Source organism: Xanthobacter sp. 126 (assembly GCF_000526175.1).
In the GTDB taxonomy this organism is placed as follows: Bacteria; Pseudomonadota; Alphaproteobacteria; order Rhizobiales; family Xanthobacteraceae; genus Xanthobacter; species Xanthobacter aminoxidans.
On the sequence record NZ_JAFO01000001.1, the window covers coordinates 4948603 to 4969539 of the forward strand.

The window sequence follows — 20937 nt, forward strand, 5'->3', positions numbered from 1 at the left end:
GCGCCTCAGGGCAGCCGGGTGCCGAGGCTGACCGGCTGGAAGGCGTAGCGCCCCGCCGGGGCCAGCACCACGTCGGCCTCCTTCAGCCCGCGCGTCACCACCACGTTGGAGCCGCTGATGTAGCCGAGCGTCACCGGCGTCCAGCTGGCGCGACCGCGCTGGGCCAGCCACACGCCGGCCCGGCCGTCGCGGCGGATCACCAGCGATTCCGGAATGCCGATGACCTGCTCCGGCGATTGCGCCTCCACCGCCACATTGGCGCGCTGCCCCATGGCCCAGCTCTCGGGCAGGGAATCCAGCGTGATGTCGGCGGTGAACTCGCGCGTCTCCTGGTCCACCTGCCGCGACAGGCGCAGCACCTTGCCGTTCCATACCCGCCCCGGATCGGCGGCGAAGGTGATGCGCGCCGGCTGGCCGGCCTTGATGGTGGCGCGGGCGGATTCGTCGAAGCGGGCGGAAATGATGATGGAGGACAGCTCCACCACCTGCATCAGGTTCGCGCCGGGCAGCAGCAGGTCGCCGGGATTGCGCTCGCGGGAGATGACCACGCCGTCCAGCGGCGCGCTGATGGTGGCCTCGCCGAGGCGCGCCTCCAGCACCTTCACATTGGCCTCCTGCGAGAGGACCTGCGCCCGCGCCCGCTCGATGCCGGCCTCCGATCGCGCCATGTCCGCCTCGGCCTGCTTGAAGGCGGCTTCCGTGGTGGTCAGCTCCGCCTGCGAGGCGGCGTTGAGGCGCACGAGGGTCACGCGGCGCTCGTATTCGATCTTGGTCTTGTCGAGGACGGCCTGCGCGCGGGCGCGATCGGCCTGCGCCTCGATCACCATGCGCCCGGCGGCGCTCGCCTCCGCCTGAGCGGCGGCGAGCTGGTTCTGCAGGTCGACGGATTCGAGGCGGGCCAGCACCTGCCCGCGCTTCACCGTGTCGTTGCGGTCGGCCTCGATGACTTTGAGAAAGCCCTGGATGCGGCTCGTCACCACCACGCGGTTGATGGCGTCAAGGATGCCGGGGCCGTTGATCTCGAGGCTCATCATCCGCAGGCGCACCTCGTGGTAGGCCACCGGCACCGGCAGCACATACCACCAGAAGCCGGCGCCACCCGCCGCGAGGATGAGGAGCATGACCACGGCGAACCGCCGCCACCCGGCCGAATGGTCGGGCTTGAGGTGAACGGGCTGGACGCGCTCCGGCTTCACGGGCGCCCCCCGCGACGCGCGACGATGGGGGGTGCAAAGTCTTCGAAGAGGCTCACGCGGGCTGCTCCTCGTCCGCATCGACGATGGCGGTGCAGCCGTCGCCGCCGAGTTCCATCCGGTCCAGCACCTCTTCCAAGAGGCCGCGCCCTTCGGCGGGAGTCAAGGCGGTGAGGTCGAAGCCGAGGCGGTAGGCGAGCCCGTCCGTGCTCTGGAAGGAGCGCAGGTCGAACTCGTTGATGGCGTAGCGCATGAGCCGCGAACTGACGGGCGCGACCTTGATATGGCCGAGGTCCAGCACCTCGCTCTTGCCCTGCCGTTGCAGCGTGGAGGTGGTGGCGCCCCGCGCGAACCGGTCCGGGGCCTGCATGCCGGTCTGGTACAAAGCGAGGTAGGAGCCGGCGGCGATCACCTCGTCATGCACCGCGCCGTCCAGCGCCGCATATTCGAACGGCACATAGGGCATGGCCCGGTTGAGCTGGTCGGCGAGGCTTGCGGCCAGCGTCTCCAGCTTCGGCAGCGCGCGGGCCGGCGCCCGGAGCAAGGCCGAGCCGGCGACCCAGCTGATGAAGCCATTGAGCCGGCGGTCGGTGCGCATGGCGGCGGGCACGTTCAGCATCACGTCGTCCACCCCGCCGCGCGCCGCCACCGTCTGCGCGACGGCGGCGATGAGCAGCGCCGTCTCGGTGACGCCGGCCCCGCGCGCCCGGGCCTGGAGCCGCTGCTGACCATCGGCACTGAGGAAGGCGAACATCTCGCCGGACGGCCCGCCCTGGGTGAGGTCGAAGTTCGGCGTGAGGCCTTTGGCCCGGCGGCCGAAGTGCGGCACCGGCGGCGGGTCCACCGCATAGAGGCTGCGCAGATAGGCGTCGCGCTCGGCCATGAAGGCCGGGTCCGTCGCCCGCTCGAACGTGTTGACGTAGGTCGCGACATCCATCTCCGGCGGCGGCAGCGGGATGCCGAGGAAGGCCTGGAACAGCTCTTCCACGAACAGGCCGAGGGACCAGCCGTCGAACACCGTGTGGTGCCCGTGCGCCACCACCACGTCGCCCTCCGGCCCGCAGCGCAGGACGGTGATGCGATAGGGCGGGTTGGTGAAGGGGTCCATCTCGTCGTCCATCAGGGCGGCGATGCGGGCCTCCACCTCGGACTCGCTGGCCTCGGGCATATCCTCCACCACCAACGGCGGCTCGCCGGGAGGCAGAATGAAGACACGGGGGCGCCCGTCGTCGCCCAGCACGAAGCGCGAGCGCAGCGCCTCCTGCCGCTCCTCCACCAGCCGGAGCGCGCGGCGCAGGCGTTCGAGGTCCATGCGCGGGGTGATGCGGAAGGCGCGGTTGACCGTCCAGGCCGAGCGGCAGGCATGGCCGGTCTCGGGCTTCAGGAAGGAGCGCAGCAGCAGCCCCTGCTTGAGCGACAGCGGCACCTCGCGCTCGCCGCTCACATGCACCGGGGCGGACGCCGCCACCGACTCGGGCACTGCCGCGGCGGTGCGGCGCAGGGGCTCGGCGGGGGCGTGCCATGTGGCGTCGCAGACGCTTGCGGCAGTGCCGCCGAGGGCCTCCAGCGTGCCGGCGAAGGCGTCGAGGAAGGGGCGCCCGGCCCCGGCGTCGAAGGCCGCCGTGTCGAGGGCGAGGACGAGGCGCACGCCATCGCCCTCCGCCAGAGCATCGAGCCGCAGTTCATTGAACGGATCGGCCAGCGCCGCCAGCGGATCGGCGATGCCGAGCGCGGCGAGCGCCGCGGCGGAGGCCGCATCCACATAGGAGAAGCCCAGTTGCCGGAGCGCCGCTCCGGCGGCATTGAGCTTGGCGCCGAGGATGGCTTCCAGCGCCGCCGTGTCGATGGCCCGATGGTCGCGAGACATGGCGAGGCGCTGGCGGGTGCGACGCACCAGCCGGTCGGCTTCGCACAGCCGGTCCAGCAGCAGCGGCACGGAGGTGGAGACCGGGCCGAGCAGCCCGTCGCGTCGCGCCGGGTTGTGGCACTCGATGGCGAGCGCCGTCGCGCCGTGCCGGGTGGCGAGGGTGCGTGCGAGCGCGGAGAGCAGCAGCGCCTCCTGCTCGACCGCCGGCAAGGCGGCGAAGCCGGGCATGGCTATGTGGGCGGAGATGCGCCCCACCGGGCCGCGATTGATGCCGAAGCCGGCGGGCGCCAGCGCCAGCGAGCGCACACCCGTCGCGAGGGCTGGCGGCACGGCGCGCAGCACTTCCTTCCAGAAGGCGAGATGGCGCCCCTGCTCCGGCGCGCCATCGGCCGGGCGCCCCTCCGCCGCGAAGGCGGTGAAGGGCGCACCGGGTGCGGGGGCCGTCTCCACGGCCGCGATCAAAGCGGCGAGGGCGAGGTGGGGCGAGAGCGCATCCGCCGCCGCGCGGTGGGCGCGGGCATGGAGCGTCAGCGCGCCATCCGTCCCCTTCGAGACGCCGAACCGCCACAGCGGCCCCGGCTGCGTCACCGGCGCGAGGACGCTTGCGGAGGCGACCCATTCGAGATCGGGTGCGCCGTTGAGCACGATGGCGCCGGTCTCGGTGGCGGTGAGGCGCAAAGCGTCCTGCGCCGCAGTGAGGTCCGCCAGCGCCTGGGCCAGTTTTTCGAAGACCAGCCCAGCCGGGACGGCGCGCGAGGCCGCCACCTCCAACGCGCCGCGCACGGCCTGCGTGGTCATGGAGCGGGTGGCGAGGGCCAGCATCACCTCCTGCCGCACCAGCGGGCGGAAGGCGAGCGGGCCGGCGCTTCCGCCTGCCCCTTCGCCACCCGCCGCGAGGGCTTCCGCACTCGCCGCGCGGGCCTTCTGCGCCGCCTCGAAGGTGGCGGCCACCACGCCGGAGAGGCCGGTGATGGTGGGCGTCTGCAGGAACTTGGCCACCGGGATGTTCACATCCACATGGGCCTCGATGCGGTTCTTCAGCTCGAAGGAGGAGAGGGAATCGAGGCCGAGCTCCGACAGGCGCCGGTCTGGCGGGATGTCGGCGGCGGCCACCTTCAGCACCTTCGCCACCTCGCCACGGATGAGATCGGCCAGCATGGCGTCCCACTGCTCGCGGGGGGCGGCCAGCAGATCGGCCTGGATGCGCGAGCGGCCGGCGGAACGCTGCGCCAGCAGCGGCTTCACCCGCCCTGTCGCGGCGGTGCGGGCGAGCGCGCGGGCGATGGCGGACCAGTCGGCGCGGGCGAAGGCGGGGTTTTCCTCCTCCGCGCGCAGCAGCGTGCCGAGGGACGCCGCGGCTTCGGTGTCCGGCACCGGCTTCATGCCGATGCTTTCGAGATAATTGCCCAGCGCCTCGGAGCGGGAGACGAAGCCCGAGCCGGCGATGGAGCCCCACGCCACCGACGAGCCGGCGACGCCCCGCCCCTTGCGGAACGAACCCAGCGCGTTGAGGAAGGCATTGGCCGCCGTGTAGTTCGCCTGTCCGGGACTGCCGATGACCTGCGCCAGCGAGGAGAAGCCGACGAAGAAATCGAGCTTGGCGCCATGCTTTTCCACCGCGCGGTGCAGGCTCCAGCCGCCGCCCACCTTGGGACGAATGACGCGGCTGATCTGCGCCGCGTCGAGCTGGGCGAGGAACCCGTCCTCGATCACCGCCGCGCCGTGGACGATGCCCTTCAGCGGCTTGTCGGAGGCGGCATGGGACGCGATCACCGCCTCCACTGCTTCCGGGTCGGTGACATCGAGGGCGAGGGGCACGACTTCGGTGCCCCGCGCGCGAATGGCTGCGATGACCGGCGCCGCATCCTCATCCGGCGTGCCGTTGCGGCCCGCGAGCAGCAGGCGGCCGGCGCCCGCCTTGCTCAGATAATCCGCCACCGCGACGCCGAAGCCGCGCAGGCCGCCGGTGACGAGATAGCTCGCCTCGCCCGAGAGCTGCATGGGCTGGGCGAGGTCGATTTCCACCTCCACCTCCGGCTCGTCGAAGGTGAGCACCACCTTGCCGATGTGCTGCGCCTTGGCGAACAGCCGCATGGCATCCGCCGCCCGCGACACGGGGAAGCGCGTCGCCACCAGCGGCCGGTAGGCACCGCGCGCCACTTCCGCCTCCACCGCCCGCAGCAAAGAGGAGAGCCGCGCGGGGCGCTCGTCGGCGATGGTGGAGAGGTCGATGACGGAATAGGAATTGTTGTAATAGAGGGACTTGAGGCCGATGGGCTTGTCCTGCGCGAGGTCGCGCTTGCCGATCTCCACGAAGCGGCCGAACGGCGCGAGGCATTCCAGCCCCTTGTCGATGCCGGCGCCCGAAAGCGCGTTCAGCACCACGTCCACGCCGCGCCCGCTCGTGGCCGCGCGCACGTCCTCGGCGAATTCGAGGCTGCGCGAGTTCATCACGCAGGTGATGCCCAGCGCGCGCAGATGATCGCGCTTCGCATCCGAGCCGGCGGAGGCGAGGATGCCGGCGCCAATGTTGCGCGCCACCTGGATGGCCGCGAGGCCCACGCCGCCCGTGGCGAGATGCACCAGCACCTGCTCCTCCGGCAGCAGGCGGCCGATGTCCACCAGCGAATAGTGGGCGGTCATGAAGGCGGCCGGCAGGGTGGCGGCGTCCTTCAGATCCACCGTATCCGGGACATGCATGAGGAAGCGGGCATCGGCGGCGGCGAAGCGGCGCAGGAAACCCTTGCCCATGCCCATCACGCGGTCGCCGGGCGAAAAGCCGGTGACGCCTTCGCCCACCATCTGGATGGTGCCGGCGAATTCGAGGCCCAGGTTGCGCCACCAGGCGCCCGGCCCGTCCTGCTCGTCGGGCAGGATGGAGGTGGCGGCCATGATGTCGCGGAAGTTGAGGCCCACGGCCGCGACCTCCACCACCACCTCGCCCGCCTTCGGCGCCGGATAGGTGCACTCGCGCAGCACCACATTGTCGATGACGCCGGGCTGGGTCATCGTCACGGTGAAGTTGGAGCGGTCGGTTGCCGCCGCGATCACCCGGTGCTTCGGCGCCTGGGCCGAAAGCTCGCTCTGGCGCAGGCGTGGCACGAGGCGGCCGGCGCCGCGCAGCACGATCTCCGCCTCCGCGCTCTCCTCCGCCACCGCCTGGGCCAGCGTGACCCCGGCCGCGAAGGCCGCAGCATCCGCATCCACATGACGGACGGCGAATTCGGGGCATTCATTGGCGATGGTGCGGGTGAGGCCGAGGAGCGGCGCATCGGCGAGGCCGTCCGTGGTCATGGCGCCGTCGCCCGGCACCCGCCGCGCGGCGCGGCCGAGCACCACGAGGGTGGGCCGCAAAGGCGCGGTGCGCAGAAGGTCCAGCGCCTTGCCCACCGTGACGAGACCGTTGGCGGCCGGCTCCACGGCGGCAAGCAGCGCCTCGGTGGAGAGCGCTTCGGCCTCGGCGAGATGCGTGCCGGCGGTGGCGGCATAGATGATGCCGGCGAGCCCTTCCGGCGCCGCGAGCATCCCCTCCAGCCGGGCCGTGAAGGCATCGGCCTCCATGGCGAACAGAGGGGCGGGGTCCATGGTCTCCACCGTGGAGCCCTGCGCCTCCAGCGCCGCGGCCAGCGGCGCGGTTTCGGCCGCATCCCCGGTCACCAGCAGCCAGCGGCCCGTGCGCAGCGGGGCCGGCGCCTTGTCGGCATCGCTCTCATAGGTCTCGTCGATGACGACGGCGCCCTCGCTGGAGGACGCCTTCAGCGCGCCCAGCGTCTTCACCTGAAGGTTCTCCACCGCCAGCAGCGGCGTCCCGTCCGTCGCGTAGACGCGATAAATGCCGGTGTCGTCGCGTGGATCGGTGAAGAATTCGCAGATCACCTCGCTCGGCAGCGGGCCAGCCACCATCACCTTGCGGATGCCCACCGGGAGCATGAGGCGATACTTGCCGCCCACCTCGTCCATCTCCGGCAAGGGCTCGCCGGGGATCCACAGCCCCGCCTCCACGTCGTCCACCACGAGGCCGGCCTGCAGCACAGAGTCGAACAGGCCGGGGAAGGCGACAAAGCCGGTGCGCCGCGCCGCCTCGGCGCTGACGATGCGCGCCACCGCATGGCGCGGGCCGGGCAGCCAGAGCGCTTCCACCGCCTGGAAGCTCGGGCCGTAATCGAGCCCGTGGCGGGCGGTGAGGCGATAGAAATCCTCCCGCGTGATGGCGGGCGTTCCGGCGAGCACGGCCGGATCGAACGTCGCTTTGGGAAGCGTGAAGGCGTGCTGCCAGCCATAGGATTCCACCCGCAAGCGCCAGTCCTCCTCCGTGTCGCGCTTCAAAGAGGAGATGCGCAGGCGGCTGGTAACGGGATCATAGGAGGTGCGCAGCAGCACCACGTCGTCGGAACCGATGGAGAGCGCCTCCATGATCTTGAAGTCGCGCAATTCCACGGGGGCCGCGCCGAACAGCTCGCGCAGTGCCGCCGCCATCATCTCCACATAGCCCACGGTCGGGAACAGGCAGTCGCCGCCGGGACGATGGTCGGCGAGATATTTGAGGCTTTTGAGCGTGAGCTCGTTGGTCCAGGCCGGCTCCGGCCCGCTCTCGCGCCAGCCCAAGAGCGGGTGGCGGTCGGTGTCGAACAGGAATTGCCGTGCCTCCAGCGGCAGCTGCACCAGCCGCTCGGTGACCCACGGGCGGCGCGGCAAGGCCAGATGCTCGGCTCGGGCGGGGGCATCGGCCTCCCCGTCCTTGGCCGCCTCGGTCCAGTCGAAGGCGACGCCGTTCACATAGAGGTTCGCCATGGAGCGGGCCATGACGAGCCGGTCGTCGCCCTGCCGCTCCAGCGAGGGCACGGCCACGACAGACGCATTGCGCTCCTGTGCGATGCCGTGGATGAGCGGCGTCACCGTGCGGTGCGGCCCCAGCTCCAGGAAGGCGTCGATGCCAAGATCCAGGCAGAAATCGATGGCTTTCTTGTAGTTTACCGGCTGGCGCAGGTTCTGCCACCAGTATTCGCTGTCGAACCGCGTCTCCAGCATGGCGGTGACCGTGGAGACGATGGGGATGGACGGCGGCTTCCAGTCGATCTCGCCGAGGCCTTCGCGGAACTTCGCCTCGCAATCGTCGAGGTGGGGCGAGTGCCAGCCGAAATCCATGGTGAGGCGGCGGGCGGTGACATCCGGGAACAGCCGGCGCACCTCGGCGAGCACCGCGTCCACCGGGGCTTCCATGCCGGAGATGGTCTGGGCGGTGGGGCCGTTATAGGCCGCCACCACCACGCTGCCGTCGTCGGGCAGCAGAGGCGCGAGCTGGTCGTAGGTGACGCCCAGCGTCGCCATGGCGCCGCGCCGCGTGCTGCCGTGGGGGATGAGGCCGCGGTGGTAGATGATCTTCGCGCACGTCTCGAGGTCGATGCAGCCGGCGATGTAGGTGGTCGCCACCTCGCCGAAGCTGTGGCCCACCAGCAGTTCCGGCGTGAGGCCGCGCTCGCGCCACATGCGGTAGAGGCCGACCTGCATGGTGAAGATGGAGGCCTGAGTCACGTCCGCATCGTTGATGCGGGTCTTGTCCTCGGCCTTCAGCACCTCCTCCACCACGGACCAGCCGGTCCACGGCTTCAGCACGGCGTCGAACTCGTCCACGAAGGCGCGGTAGGTGGGCTCGGTGGTGAGCAGCTTGCGGCCCATGGCCCACCATTGTCCGCCCTGCCCCGAGAAGGTGAAGGCGAGCCGGCGCGGGCGAGCGCGGCCGGTGATGATGTAGGGGGCGACCGCCTCCGCCTCCTCGGCCGGCGCGTCGGCGCCCAGCGCCAGCATGCGCAGCTTATGGGGCAGGTCCTGCGCCACGCGGTCGGCCAGGATCACAGCGCGCTCGCTGAGATGATCGCGGCTGGTCTTCAGCACCTGCGATAGGCTGTCGTAGGCGACACCGGAAAGCGCGCCACCCTCGTCCACCGCCTCGGCCAGTTCCTCGGCCCAGAGCGCGAGCGCCGGCTTGCCGTTGGCGGAGAGGGGGACGAAGGCGGGGTCGTCGGACGGCACGGCGCGCGCGGGCGCTGCCTTCGCAGGACGTCCCCCGCCGTGCCAGCTCTCCACCGCCACCGAGGCGTTGGTGCCGCCGAAGCCGAAGGAGTTCACGATCGAGAGGCGCACCCCGTCCTCGGCATCGTAGGGGGTGGGCTCCACCGGCACTTTCAGGCCGAGGGCGTCGAATGGGATGTTGGGGTTCGGCCGCTCGAAATTCAGGTTCGGCGGCACGATGCCGTGGTGCGCCGAGAGCACGATCTTGATGAGGCCGGCGATGCCGGAAGCGGATTCCAGATGGCCGAGATTGGGCTTGAAGGAGCCCACCAGTACCGGCCGGTCCACCCGCCCGGAGCCGAACACGCGGCCGATGGCGCTCGCCTCGATGGGGTCGCCCACCGGCGTGCCGGTGCCGTGCGCCTCCACATAGCCCACGTCTTCCGGGTCGATGCCGGTCTGCTCCAAGAGGCTGTTCAGCATGGCCGTCTGGGCCACGTCGCTCGGGGCGGTGAGGGTCGGCGTGCGGCCGTCCTGATTGACCGTCGAGCCGCGCAGCACACCATAGATGCGGTCGCTGTCGGCCACCGCGCGGGCGAGCGGCTTCAGGAGCACGAGGCCGCAGCCCTCGCCGCGCACGAAGCCATCGGCGCGGGCGTCGAAGGTGTAGATGGCGCCGGTCGCGGACAGCATGTTGGCGCTGGAGAAGGCGACGAACGGGCCGGGGTCCAGCATCATGTTCACGCCGCCGGCCAGAGCCACGTCGCAGGTGCCCATGGAGAGGTGGCGGATCGCCTGGTCCACCGCCACCAGCGCCGAGGAGCAGGCGGTGTCGAGGGCGATGCTCGGGCCGTTGAGGTCGAGCCGGTGGGAGATGCGGTTGGCGGCGATGGAATAGGCCGAACCGGTGCCGGCGAAAATGTCGGTGGCAACGCGCCGGTAGCGCTGGGAATAGCTGAAGTCGGACGTGGAGATGCCCACGAACACGCCGGTGCGCTTCTTCTGCAGCGTGCGCAGGGTGATACCGGAATCCTCTACGGTCTCGAACGCCACCTGCAGCAGCAGCCGCTGCTGCGGGTCCATGGACATGACCTCGCGTGGGGCCATGTCGAAGAAAGCGGGATCGAAGTGGAACACGTCGCCGGTAAGAAAACCGCCCCATTTGGAATAGGAGCGCCCCGCGCATTCAGGGTCCGCATCGTAATAGTTGCGGTAATTCCAGCGATCGGCCGGAATTTCCCGGATGCCGCACCGTTTGCCGACGAGGAAGGACCAATAATCGGCCCCGCTGGCGATGCCGCCGGGAAAGCGGCAGCCGATGCCGACCACGGCGACGGCCAGGGATTCGGTGAGCCGGGGTTCGGCAAGCGTATGGGAGGCGACGGCTTTCAGCTCGCCGTCGAGCAGATCGACACTGTCCATCGGAAGCGCCCCTTCCGTGTGATCCCGCACCGCAAAATAGGCTCATACCAAAAATGTTGTCATCACCAATTCTTGAGTGAATGCATAAATACTTTTAAATGGTATTATAATACGAAGTATATTTACCAGACTACCGGTCATTCTGCTTCATTTCCGGGCAGCGTGAATGAAATGAATGCGCCAATACTGAAGCTTGCCCGCGACCCCACCTCCCTGCGGTTGTACCCACGCGAAAAGGCCGCCGGCACGCAGCGCGCCGGCGGCCTTTTCGGCGATGGTGATGGGGGCGGGCTCAGCCGTCCTCTTCCGCCGCCAGCAGCACAAGGTCGCTCAGGGTGAAGCGGTCGAAGTCGCGCAGCTCGCCCGGCGCGAGGATGGAAGCATCCGAATGGCGGGCCAGCGTCCACAGCGCCTCCGCGACGATGCGGCTGCCCACCGGGCCGAGATGCTTGCCCGCAGGCCCGGCCGGATCGCCCGCCTCGGCGAGGATGTAGAACCAGAGCGGCGTCGCCTCGCAGAACGGCAAGGTGGCAACCCGCTGGGCTTCCGGCAGAGCGGCGAGCAGCGTGTCGTCCCGGAGCGGCTTCAGGCCGAGATGCTGCGCCACAGCCTGCCCGCCGGGCAAACCGAGCCGGTAGCCGCGCGACAAATGCCGGAGCGCCGCCGCCTCCACCGTGTCCGGCGCGCCGGCGAGGATGGTGTCGAGCCGCCGGGCGCGCTGCGGCGCCTCCGCCTCCAGCGGCAGGAAGCCTTCCCAGGCGATGATGCGATCCGCCGGCAGGCCGTCCGGGCCGGAGCCGGAGGGGCCGAGGGCGGCGCGGGTGGACAGCGCCGCGGCTTCCGTGTCCCTCAGGTGGCGATTGTAGTCGTAGCTCGGCCGGGCAAGGCTGGGCGCGATGGCGAAGGCCGCCGCCCAGAATTCCACCGGGATGAAGATGTCCCCCGGCCTCTCCTGCCGCCACAGCAGCGGACCGTCGTGCAGCACCTCCTCCACCACCGCCGGATCGGCGATCTTGGGCAGGAGGTCGAACAGCACCATCCATTGGTAGCGCTGCCGCAGCGCCCGGCGCGCCGCCTCGAAGGAGCGGCCGGTGGCGACCAGCGCGTTGTGCGCCTTCAGGAAGGCGACGTGGAGCTGGCTGAGCGGCAGGCTGCGGTCGTTGCGCGCGTCGCTCATCCGCGGCACGCGATCACGGGCCGGGTCGAGGGCGCGGGGCAGGCGTGGCAGGTCGTTGCGCGCGCCCTTGCGCGGCGGCAGCGCCGGCTCTCCCAGCGGATTGCGCCACACCTCGCCCAGCAGCATCCGGCGCACGGCGGCGGGATCGCGCGGCGCATCATAGATGGATTCGAGGTCGAGGCAGCCGGATCGGCGGTTGAACAGGGTGGAGAAGGTACCCAGGGGAACGAAGGCCGGGGCGCCCGCGAGCGCCGCCTCCTCCGCCGGCCGGCGTTCCCAGACGAGATCGTTGAGCACGAACTCCACCAGGAAGGCATAGGCGGCGGGAATGTCGGCATCGCCCTCGGCGCGGCGGCGCGGCGCGCGCCCGCTTGGCGCCTCGGCGCAGGCGCCCATGGCGGTGGCGAGGCGGGCGAGGTCCTTCAGCGTCCGCGGTCCCTCGCCGATGCCGCGCGAGGGCGTCGCCAGCGTCGGGAACATGCGGCCGAAGCCATGGTCGCTCGGCCGCGCCCCCGCCTCGATGGCAAGGCTCCGGACGCGCGCGCTGATGGCCTCCCGGGTCGAGGGGCGCTGCTCGTCGCTTCCGGTGGTCATCTCAAGGGGCCTTTCGACACGCATTCTAGGGCACGCTCCTCTGATGCCCCCGCCCCGGGGCTCCCCCATACGTCACCATTTCAACGGTTCGGTCAGCATCATCCGAATGGGGGATGACCCCCTTTCGGACGTCTTGCAGCTTGAGGTGGTTGTGCAATGCTGCGCTCACGATCTCCGTGGGCCGCCCGCCGGCATCGGCGGGCGCCAGGGCAAGCCTCAAGGCACACTCTAAATCGCCGTCCGGTCCTCGCGGGGTGGACCATGGCGGCCCATCGGATCATGGCGACGCGATCGCCGGCCCGGCCGGAGATATCGCCGCGCGAAAAATGGGACGGACATGGGCGAACTCGATCACTACTCCCGCCTCGTCGGGGACGTTTACGAGCTTTCCGGAGATCCGCGTCAGTGGGGCATCCTGCTCGAAGGCGTCACCCGCTTCATCGACGGGCGCGTCGGCCAGCTCGCGGTCTTCAGCCTCAAGCAGCAGACCAAGCCCACCTGGCGCGTGTGGGGCCACGACCACAACGACTACAAGACCTTCCTCTATCGCCACGCGACGGAAGACCCCCGCCTCTCCTACATCCTCTCCAATCCCGGCCGCGTCATCTGCGGCGAGGACGGGGTGGACCCCGACCAGTTTCGCGCCTCCGCGCTCTTCCGCGAGGTGGTGGAGCCCATGGACATCGAGCATTCGCTCGTCTCCTACTTCGCCCAGGAAGCCGACGTGATGGCCACCATCTGCGCCATGCGCGGCCGCGCGCAGGGGCCGTTCGGGCAGGCGGAGCGGCAGAAGCTCGGCCTCGTGGTGCCGCACCTCAGGCGCGCGTTCGAGCTTTACGCGCTGCTCGACGAGGCCAAGGCCAAGGTGGGCGACATCGCCGCCGCCCTCGACATCGTGGATGCCGGTATCTTCCTGGTGGATGCGGAGATGCACGTCGCCCACGTCAACCGCGCCGGCGAGAGCATGGTGAAGTCCGGCGACATCACTGTCCGGCAGGGCAAGCTCGCCTTCCGCGACGACCGCGCCTCCCGGCAGGTGGCCTCCGCCGTCGCGCTGGCGCTGGCCGCCGCGCGGGGCGAGGCCAGCATCACCCATGCCGAGCACATGGAAGTGCCGCGCGCGGGCGAGGATGCCGGCCCCTACAGGGTGTCGCTGCATCCGCTGCCGGCGGGCGAGGGCAGCCCGCGCCTCGCCACCCGCTCGCAGATCGCGGTGGTGGTGCGCCAGCCCGGACGCGGCGGGGCTGACGTGGCACGGCGCATCCAGACCACCTTCAAGCTCACGCCTTCCGAGGCGGCGCTGGCGGCGGCGCTGGCGGTGGGGGCCTCCCTCGCCGACTTCGCCCAGCAGCGCAACGTGGCACTCTCCACCGCGCGCAGCCAGCTGAAGGCGCTCTACGAGAAGACCGGCACCAACCGGCAGGGCGAACTCGTCGCGCGATTGCGCGAGAGCGTCGACCTGTCGCTGGTCTGACGGTTCATCGCGCACCGGTTCATCGCGCATTCATGGCGCGTGGACATCATACGGCCGCGCCCGAGATGGCGCGGCCGCTCACGATTGAGGGGTTCAAACGGGCGTCTTCCGGCAGGGGCCGCAGACGCAGGACGATCCGGGGGCAAGAATGCTGGGGCGCAAGGGTCTGATCCTCGGGGCGGGGATCATCGGGTTTCTGGGGCTGGCCGCCCTCACCGACGCCATCATGTCGCGCAACGAGGCACCGGCCGAGCCGGGCAAGGCGCAACCGCTCGACCAGGGCTGGTCGAAGGAGATGCGCGAGCAGTTCTATTTCACCTCGCAGGGCTCCCAGCTGATGCCCTACGCCATGCTGCGGGCGCTGGAGCAGCCGCTGTCCGACAGGCCGTTCCTTGATCCCGCCCACGTGGCGGAGATGGGCTTCCTGCCAGCGGATGGCCCCTCGGCGCTCAATCCGGACGGCCTGCCCATCGGCTTCGTGAAGGACCCGCGCCCCGGCACGAGCGCGCTCGGCCCCATGGTGGGGCTCACCTGCGCCGCCTGCCACACCGCCGACATCGAGGCGAAGACCGGCGCGCGCATCCGCATCGATGGCGGCGCCTCGCAGGGTGACTACCAGCTCCTGATGGCGCGCCTCAGCAAGGCGCTCGACATCACCCTCGCCGATCCCGCCAAGTTCCAGCGCTTCGCGGCGCGGCTCGTGGCGATGGACCCCAAGGCCGTGCGCCCGGCGCTGGAAGCCCTCGCCACCGAGATCCGGCGGCTGGAGGCCGCCTCCTGGACGCCGGTGCCCTACGGGCGCGGGCGGCTCGATGCCTTCGGCCATATCCTGAACGCGGTCGCCGCCACCGCCCTCAACGAGCCGGCCAACTACCGCATTCCCGACGCGCCGGTGAGCTACCCCTTCCTGTGGACCACGCCCTGGCAGCGCTACGTGCAGTGGAACGGCGTCGCCGGCAACCCGCTCGGCCGCAACCTCGGCGAGGTGCTGGGCGTGTTCGGCCATCCGGACTTCGCCAACGGCAACCTCAGAGACGCCAGCTCCACCGCCCTCGGCGACAATCTGGTCCACCTGGAAGCCTGGGTCTCCACGCTGAAGCCGCCGCCGTGGCCGGAGAAGGAGCTGGGCAAGGTGGACGCCGCCAAGGCGAAGCGCGGCGCCGAGCTGTTCAAGGCCAATTGCGCCGGCTGCCACGGCGGCCCCGACTATCGCCTCACCCCGGCCGCCGAGACCGAGGGCGGGCGGCAGTGGCTGGCCGTCTCCATGGTGAACATCGACACCGTGAAGACCGACCCGAAGATGGCGATGAACTTCATCACCCGCTACGCCAAGCCCGGCCCCTTCACCCAATTGCCGCCCACCACACCCCGTCTGCCGGACGGGCAGGTGCTGGCCGGCTCGCTGCTGCTGGCGGCAGTGACCACCCTCACCGAGAACAATCTGCACGCCCGCGGCATCACCGGCGATGCGCGCAAGGCCGCCTATGGCTGGCGCTTCGCCCCCGGCAGCGACACGCCGCAATCCGGCTGGCTGCTGCCGCCGAGCTACAAGGCCGGCCCGCTCGCCGGCGTGTGGGCGACGGGGCCGTTCCTGCACAATGGCTCGGTGCCCACAATCTACGACCTGCTCTCCCCCGAGGAGGAGCGCCCGGCGGTGTTCTATGTGGGCTCGAAGCGCTTCGACGCGGAGAGACTGGGCTTCGTGTCTTCGTATGACTCCATTCCGGAGCCGGAGCGCGCCCGCGTTTCCCGCTTCGACACCGCCCTGCCCGGCAATTCCAACCGCGGCCACGCCTTCCCGACCGGAGCGAAGCTCTCCCCCGAGGATCGCTATGCCGTCATCGAATATCTCAAGGTCCTGGAGGGCCCCGATGTCCGTCCCTGAGGCCGCGTCGCGCGTGCGCCCCTACACGCCCTATCTCGACAAGCTCGCCGCCGTCCGCCCCGCCGAGCGCTGGCCGCTGGCGCGGGGCTGGATCGCCAGCGAGCCCCGCCCCTTCTTCGCCGAACTGCGCGCCCATGCGCCGGTCTACGAGACCAGCGAGGTGACGCTTGTCGCCAAACGGGCGGACGTGATCGAGATCCTGTCCGTGCCGAAGGTGTTCACCGTCGATCTCTACAAGCCCAAGATGGGCGACTTCATGCTCGCCATGGACGAGACGGTGGTGAACTACCGCGACAAGTCCGTGATGCGCGCCATCCTCGCCTGGGACGACCTGCCGAAGATTCGCGCCACCGTGGCCGAGGTGGCCGACGCCGCGCTGAATGCGGCGGGGTCCGAGATCGAGGCGGTGCAGAAGCTGGCGCGGCTCGTGCCCCTGCGCATCGTGCAGCGCTTTTTCGGCATCAAGGGGCCGGACGCCGACCTGCTCGACTGGTCCTATGCCAACCAGATGGACCAGTTCAACAATTTGCCCTACGACGACCGCCCGGACGCTGCCGCCATCCATCAGGCGGCGGAGGACAGCCGGGTGAAGCTGCGCGCCTTGTTCGCCGCCCTCATCCCGGCGCGCATCGCCGAGATCAAGGCCGGCACCGCGCCCGACGACAGCCTCACCCGCATCCTCAGCCTGAATCTGCCGGCGGCGGACCATTTCGGCATGGACCGGGTGGTCATCAATATCGGCGGCCTGCTCATCGGCGCTATCGAGACCACGGCGGAAGCCGTCATCAACGCCCTCGCCGAACTCTTCGCCCGGCCCGAAGTTCTGGCCGATGCGCGGGCGGCGGCCAGAGCGGGCGATGACGCGGTGTTCGACGGCTATGTGTGGGAGGCGCTGCGCTTCTCGCCCATCGTCGCCTTCATGTTCCGCGAGGCGGCGGCGACCTACACGCTCGCCAAGGGCACGGCGCGGGAGAAGGTGCTGGGCAAGGGCACGGTGGTGCTCCCCTTGAGCCTCTCCGCCATGTTCGACCCTGACTTCGTGCCGGAGCCGGACGCCTTCAGGCCGGACCGACCGTTCCACACCTACCTGCATTTCGGCTACGGGCACCACGAATGCCTCGGCCGCTATGTGGGCGGCACCATGATCCCCGAGATCGTGAAACGCGTGCTGCTGCGCCCCGCCGCCCGCCCGCTGGCGCCGGTGGACATGGCGGGCACGCCGTTTCCCCAGACCTATCGCATCGGCCTGACCTGACGGAGTAGAGTTGCGGGATGGCTCCCGTTCCCGACGTCCCTCCCGCCATCTGCCAGCCCGCGCCAGTCGCGAAACCCGCCTCGAAGCCTGCTGCCAAACCCGCCCCTGCCCCTTCGGGCAAGGCGGAGGAGGCACGGCAGGCGGCGGTGGCGAGGTATGGCGAGACGCTCTTTTACCGGGCCGGGGACGACCTCTTCGCCTTTCCGGTGCGCTATGCCCTCGCCCCGCCGGAGCTGGGCCTGCTTGGCTGCGTCATCCGCAGCCGCGAGACCGCCTTCGCCTTCCCCCTCTCGGACATGGCCACCGCCATGGCGGCCCATGCCGCGACGCCCGGCGTCGCACCCCCGCGCAAAGAAGGCGACCCGGCGCCGGATGACCCGACCATCCGGGTCACCGCCTTCTACCTCGGCCCCCACCCCGACTTCGCCGGCATGACCAGGACCATCGCCAGCGTGCGGCGGGAGGACAAAAGGCAGGGCTTCCTCAACGATCTGGAGCGGTTTCCGGCAGCGGGCGGCGATTATCTGGTGCGCATCTCGGAAGATCGCGGCGTGCTCGCCCGCCTGCCGGCGCGCCCCGACGCCGCCGACGCCCGCGCGCAGCTCTGGTTCCAGACGCCCGTCTGGTCGGCCGCCGTGGAGGTGCCGGCGAGCGCCCTGCTCCGCTGGGACACCATCCACGCCGCCATCGACGCCTTCGTCGCCGAGCATCTGGTGAAGGGCTATTTCAAGCGCTGAGGCCACCCGATACCGGCGCCGCACGCAACAAAGTTTTGATTCCCGCGCCCGTTCCCGGTAAGCCTCGCCGGCTGGAGGGCGCACCAGAAGCCTGCGATGTGGGCAGACCGGCTCGCGCTCTCCGTCCCCGAGTTGGAGGGGCGTTTCATCCGGCGGACGGACTTCATCCGCCAGGGCGTCGCGCTCCAGATGCGCGAACGCCATGACAAAGACAGACGCTCCCCTCTCCCTCGCAGACCTTCGTTCCGAGATCGACCGCATCGACGCGTCCATGCACCAGTTGCTCATGGAGCGCAGCGAGATCATCGATCGCCTGGTGCAGGTGAAGCACACGCAGGGCACCGAGGGCGGCTCCGCCTTCCGCCCCGCCCGCGAGGCGGACATGATGCGCCGGCTGGTGGAGCGCCACCGCGGCCTGCTCCCCCTCGACACGGTGGAGAGCATCTGGCGCGTCATCATCGCCACCTTCACCTATGTGCAGGCGCCCTATTCGGTTCATGCCGACCTCTCCGGCGGCGAGGCGCCCATGCGCGACAGCGCGCGCTTCCACTTCGGCTTCACCGTGCCCTTCCTGCCCCACATGGGCGCGCGCGGGGTGATCGATGCCGTGGCCGGCTCGCGCGGCGACCTCGGGCTGCTCGCCGCCGCCCCCTCTCCTTCTGCCGCCGATCCCTGGTGGACGGCGCTGGAAGCGGAAGGCGCGCCCAAGATCATCGCCCGCCTGCCGTTCGTGGAGCGCGACGACCACCCCGCCGGCCTGCCGGTGTTCGTGGTCTCCCACCCCATCGCGGATGCCGCCGTGCGCGAGGTCCGCGTCTATTCGCTGCGCGTGACGGGATGGAGCGCGGCCGCCGGCCGTGCCATACCCGCCTTCGCCGAGGTGGTGGTGGCGCCGGATGAAGCCCTCGACGGCGCCGCCTTGCTCGTGTCCCTGCCCCCCGGCCATGCCGTGGACGAGGTGACGGGCGCCCTCACTGAAGCGGGCGCGGGCATTCGCGCCGTCGCCGAGGTGGGCAGCCACGCCGCCACCCACAAGGTGGTGCGCCCCGCCGCCCGGCCGTGAAGAAAGATTGTCTGGAGTTACCCGAGATGTCCGCCGTGCTGAACGACCCGATCCCCACCGGCCGGCCTGAGCCGAAGCCGGGCGTGCTCGCCATCGAGGCCTATGTGCCGGGCAAGAGCCACGCGCCGGGGGTGGAGAAGGTGTTCAAGCTCTCCTCCAACGAGACCCCCCTCGGCCCGAGCGAGAAGGCCCTCGCCGCCTTTGCCGAGGCCGGCCGCCGGCTGGAGGACTATCCTGACGGCTCGGCGAGCGCGCTGCGCCAGGCCATCGCCAAGGCCAACGGGCTTGATCCCGACCGCATCATCTGCGGCGCCGGCTCCGACGAGATCCTGAACCTCGTGACCCACACCTATGTGGGCGCGGGCGACGAGGTGATCTATTCGGAGCACGGGTTCCTCGTCTACAAGATCGCGACGCTGGCCGCCGGTGGCGTGCCTGTCGTGGCGAAGGAGCGCGACCTCACGGCCGACGTGGACGCGATGCTCGCGCTGGTGACGCCGAAGACGCGCCTCGTCTTCCTCGCCAATCCGAACAACCCCACCGGCACCTATTTGCCGTTCGACGAGGTGAAGCGCCTGCACGCGGGCCTGCCCTCCAACGTGCTCCTCGTGCTGGACGCGGCCTATGCCGAATATGTCCGCCGCAACGATTACGAGACCGGGCTGGAGCTGGCGCTCTCCGCCGAGAACGTGCTCATGACCCGCACCTTCTCCAAGATCCACGGCCTCGCCGCGCTGCGCATCGGCTGGGCGGTGGGTCCGGCCCATGTCATCGACGCCATGAACCGCATCCGCGGGCCGTTCAACATGAACACCCCGGCCCTGCTGGCGGGCGCGGCGGCCATCGCCGATGCCGCCCATGTGGAGAAGTCGGTCGCCCACAATTCCAAGTGGCTGCCCTGGCTCACCGGCAAGATCGAGGCGCTCGGGCTGAAGGTGACGCCGTCTGTCGCCAACTTCCTGCTCATCCACTTCCCGGAGGAGCCCGGCCGCACGGCGAAGGAGGCGGATGCCTTCCTCATGCGCCGTGGCCTGGTGCTGCGGCAGGTGGCGAGCTACGGCCTGCCCAATGCCCTGCGCATGACGGTGGGCACGCAGGAGGCCAACGAGCTGGTGGTTGCCGCGCTGACCGAGTTCATGGCCGGCGGAGCGGCGGGGACCACCAAGGGGCCCGCCAAGTGATCCAGCCCCTCGTGCCCCGCCTCGCCATCATCGGCGCGGGCCTCATCGGCTCGTCGCTGGCCCGCGCCGCGCGGGAGAAGCATCTCGCCGGCACCCTCGTCGTCGCCGACGCCGACCCCGCCGTGTGCGAACGCGTGCGGCAGCTCGGCTTCGCCGACGTGGTGACGCAGGATGCGGGCGAAGCCGCGGACGGCGCCGACATCGTGGTCGTCGCCGTGCCGGTGGGCGCCTCGGGCAAGGTCGCCGAGGTGGTGGGACCGCGCCTCAAGCCGGGCGCCATCCTCTCGGACGTGGGATCGGTGAAAGGCTACGTGGTGGAAGCCATGGCGCCCTACGTGCCGGCCCATGCCCATCTCATCCCGGCCCATCCGGTAGCCGGAACCGAGTTTTCCGGCCCCGACGCGGGCTTCGCCACCCTGTTCGAGAACCGCTGGTGCATCGTCACCCCGCCCGAGGGCGCGGACCCGGCGGCCGTGGAGCGGATCGTCGCTTTGTGGCGCGCGGCGGGGGCGAACGTGGAGACCATGAGCGCCCAGCACCATGATCTGGTGCTCGCCATCACCAGCCATGTGCCCCACCTCATCGCCTACAACATCGTGGGCACGGCGGCGCATCTGGAGGAGACGCTGACCTCCGAGGTCATCAAGTTCTCCGCCGGCGGCTTCCGCGACTTCACCCGCATCGCCTCGTCCGACCCCACCATGTGGCGCGACGTGTTCCTGACCAACCGTGAAGCCGTGCTGGAGATGCTCGGCCGCTTCACCGAGGATCTGACCGCCTTGCAGCGGGCCATCCGCTACGGCGACGGGGACGTGCTGTTCGAGCACTTCGCCCGCACCCGCGCCATCCGCCGCTCCATCATCGAGCAGGGGCAGGAGACCGCCGCCCCCGACTTCGGCCGCCGCGCGGCGGAAAAGCCGAAGCACGAGGACAGCTGACCCTCGGGAAGAGTGCGCCGACCAATGTGACGCACGGACTATGACGCTCGGGCAGGCATTGTCACACCCGCGTGTCATATCCGCGTGTCCTGCGCCCTGTAGGGACCGGCGTCACCATTCCGCCGAAGTCTCGCGCGACCTG

General features: G+C 70.4%; 10 protein-coding genes. 7 read left to right on the forward strand and 3 right to left on the reverse strand.

Annotated elements, in window-relative coordinates; translation table 11 throughout:
* Positions 1 to 5: 5 nt before the first annotated feature.
* From XAN126_RS0123410 to XAN126_RS0123420, 3 genes are all read right to left on the reverse strand, one after another.
* Positions 6 to 1196 carry an efflux RND transporter periplasmic adaptor subunit gene (locus XAN126_RS0123410; RefSeq protein WP_024280981.1) on the reverse strand — a complete coding sequence of 397 codons (1191 nt, stop codon included), beginning with the start codon at positions 1194 to 1196 and terminating at the stop codon, positions 6 to 8.
* 52 nt (positions 1197 to 1248) lie between these two features.
* Positions 1249 to 10491 carry a type I polyketide synthase gene (locus XAN126_RS0123415; RefSeq protein ID WP_024280982.1) on the reverse strand — a complete coding sequence of 3081 codons (9243 nt, stop codon included), beginning with the start codon at positions 10489 to 10491 and terminating at the stop codon, positions 1249 to 1251.
* A gap of 292 nt (positions 10492 to 10783) precedes the next feature.
* The gene (locus XAN126_RS0123420; protein ID WP_155982389.1) at positions 10784 to 12262 is read right to left on the reverse strand and encodes a hypothetical protein; all 1479 of its coding nucleotides are present in this window, start codon (positions 12260 to 12262) and stop codon (positions 10784 to 10786) included.
* Positions 12263 to 12599: 337 nt separating this feature from the next.
* On the opposite strand from XAN126_RS0123420, the gene XAN126_RS0123425 reads away from it, so the two are divergent.
* The 7 genes from XAN126_RS0123425 (at position 12600) to XAN126_RS0123455 (ending at position 20795) form a co-directional block, all read left to right on the forward strand.
* Positions 12600 to 13736: a hypothetical protein gene (locus XAN126_RS0123425; protein ID WP_024280984.1), complete on the forward strand. Its 1137-nt coding sequence runs from the start codon at positions 12600 to 12602 to the stop codon at positions 13734 to 13736.
* A 148-nt stretch (positions 13737 to 13884) separates the two neighbouring features.
* A complete protein-coding gene (locus XAN126_RS0123430) occupies positions 13885 to 15621 on the forward strand; it encodes a di-heme-cytochrome C peroxidase (RefSeq protein ID WP_024280985.1) in 1737 nt (578 codons plus the stop codon).
* On the forward strand, positions 15608 to 16876 hold the full coding sequence (locus XAN126_RS0123435; RefSeq protein ID WP_024280986.1) for a cytochrome P450: 1269 nt from the start codon (positions 15608 to 15610) through the stop codon (positions 16874 to 16876). Before XAN126_RS0123430 ends, XAN126_RS0123435 begins: the two co-directional genes overlap by 14 nt.
* A gap of 17 nt (positions 16877 to 16893) precedes the next feature.
* A complete protein-coding gene (locus tag XAN126_RS0123440) occupies positions 16894 to 17613 on the forward strand; it encodes a hypothetical protein (RefSeq protein WP_155982390.1) in 720 nt (239 codons plus the stop codon).
* A gap of 202 nt (positions 17614 to 17815) precedes the next feature.
* A complete protein-coding gene (locus XAN126_RS0123445) occupies positions 17816 to 18676 on the forward strand; it encodes a chorismate mutase (RefSeq protein WP_024280988.1) in 861 nt (286 codons plus the stop codon).
* Positions 18677 to 18702: 26 nt separating this feature from the next.
* Complete coding sequence (gene hisC, locus XAN126_RS0123450) at positions 18703 to 19857, forward strand: histidinol-phosphate transaminase (RefSeq protein WP_024280989.1); 1155 nt, start codon at positions 18703 to 18705, stop codon at positions 19855 to 19857.
* Positions 19854 to 20795 carry a prephenate/arogenate dehydrogenase family protein gene (locus XAN126_RS0123455; RefSeq protein WP_024280990.1) on the forward strand — a complete coding sequence of 314 codons (942 nt, stop codon included), beginning with the start codon at positions 19854 to 19856 and terminating at the stop codon, positions 20793 to 20795. The genes hisC and XAN126_RS0123455 overlap by 4 nt, the downstream gene beginning before the upstream one ends.
* Positions 20796 to 20937: the final 142 nt, after the last annotated feature.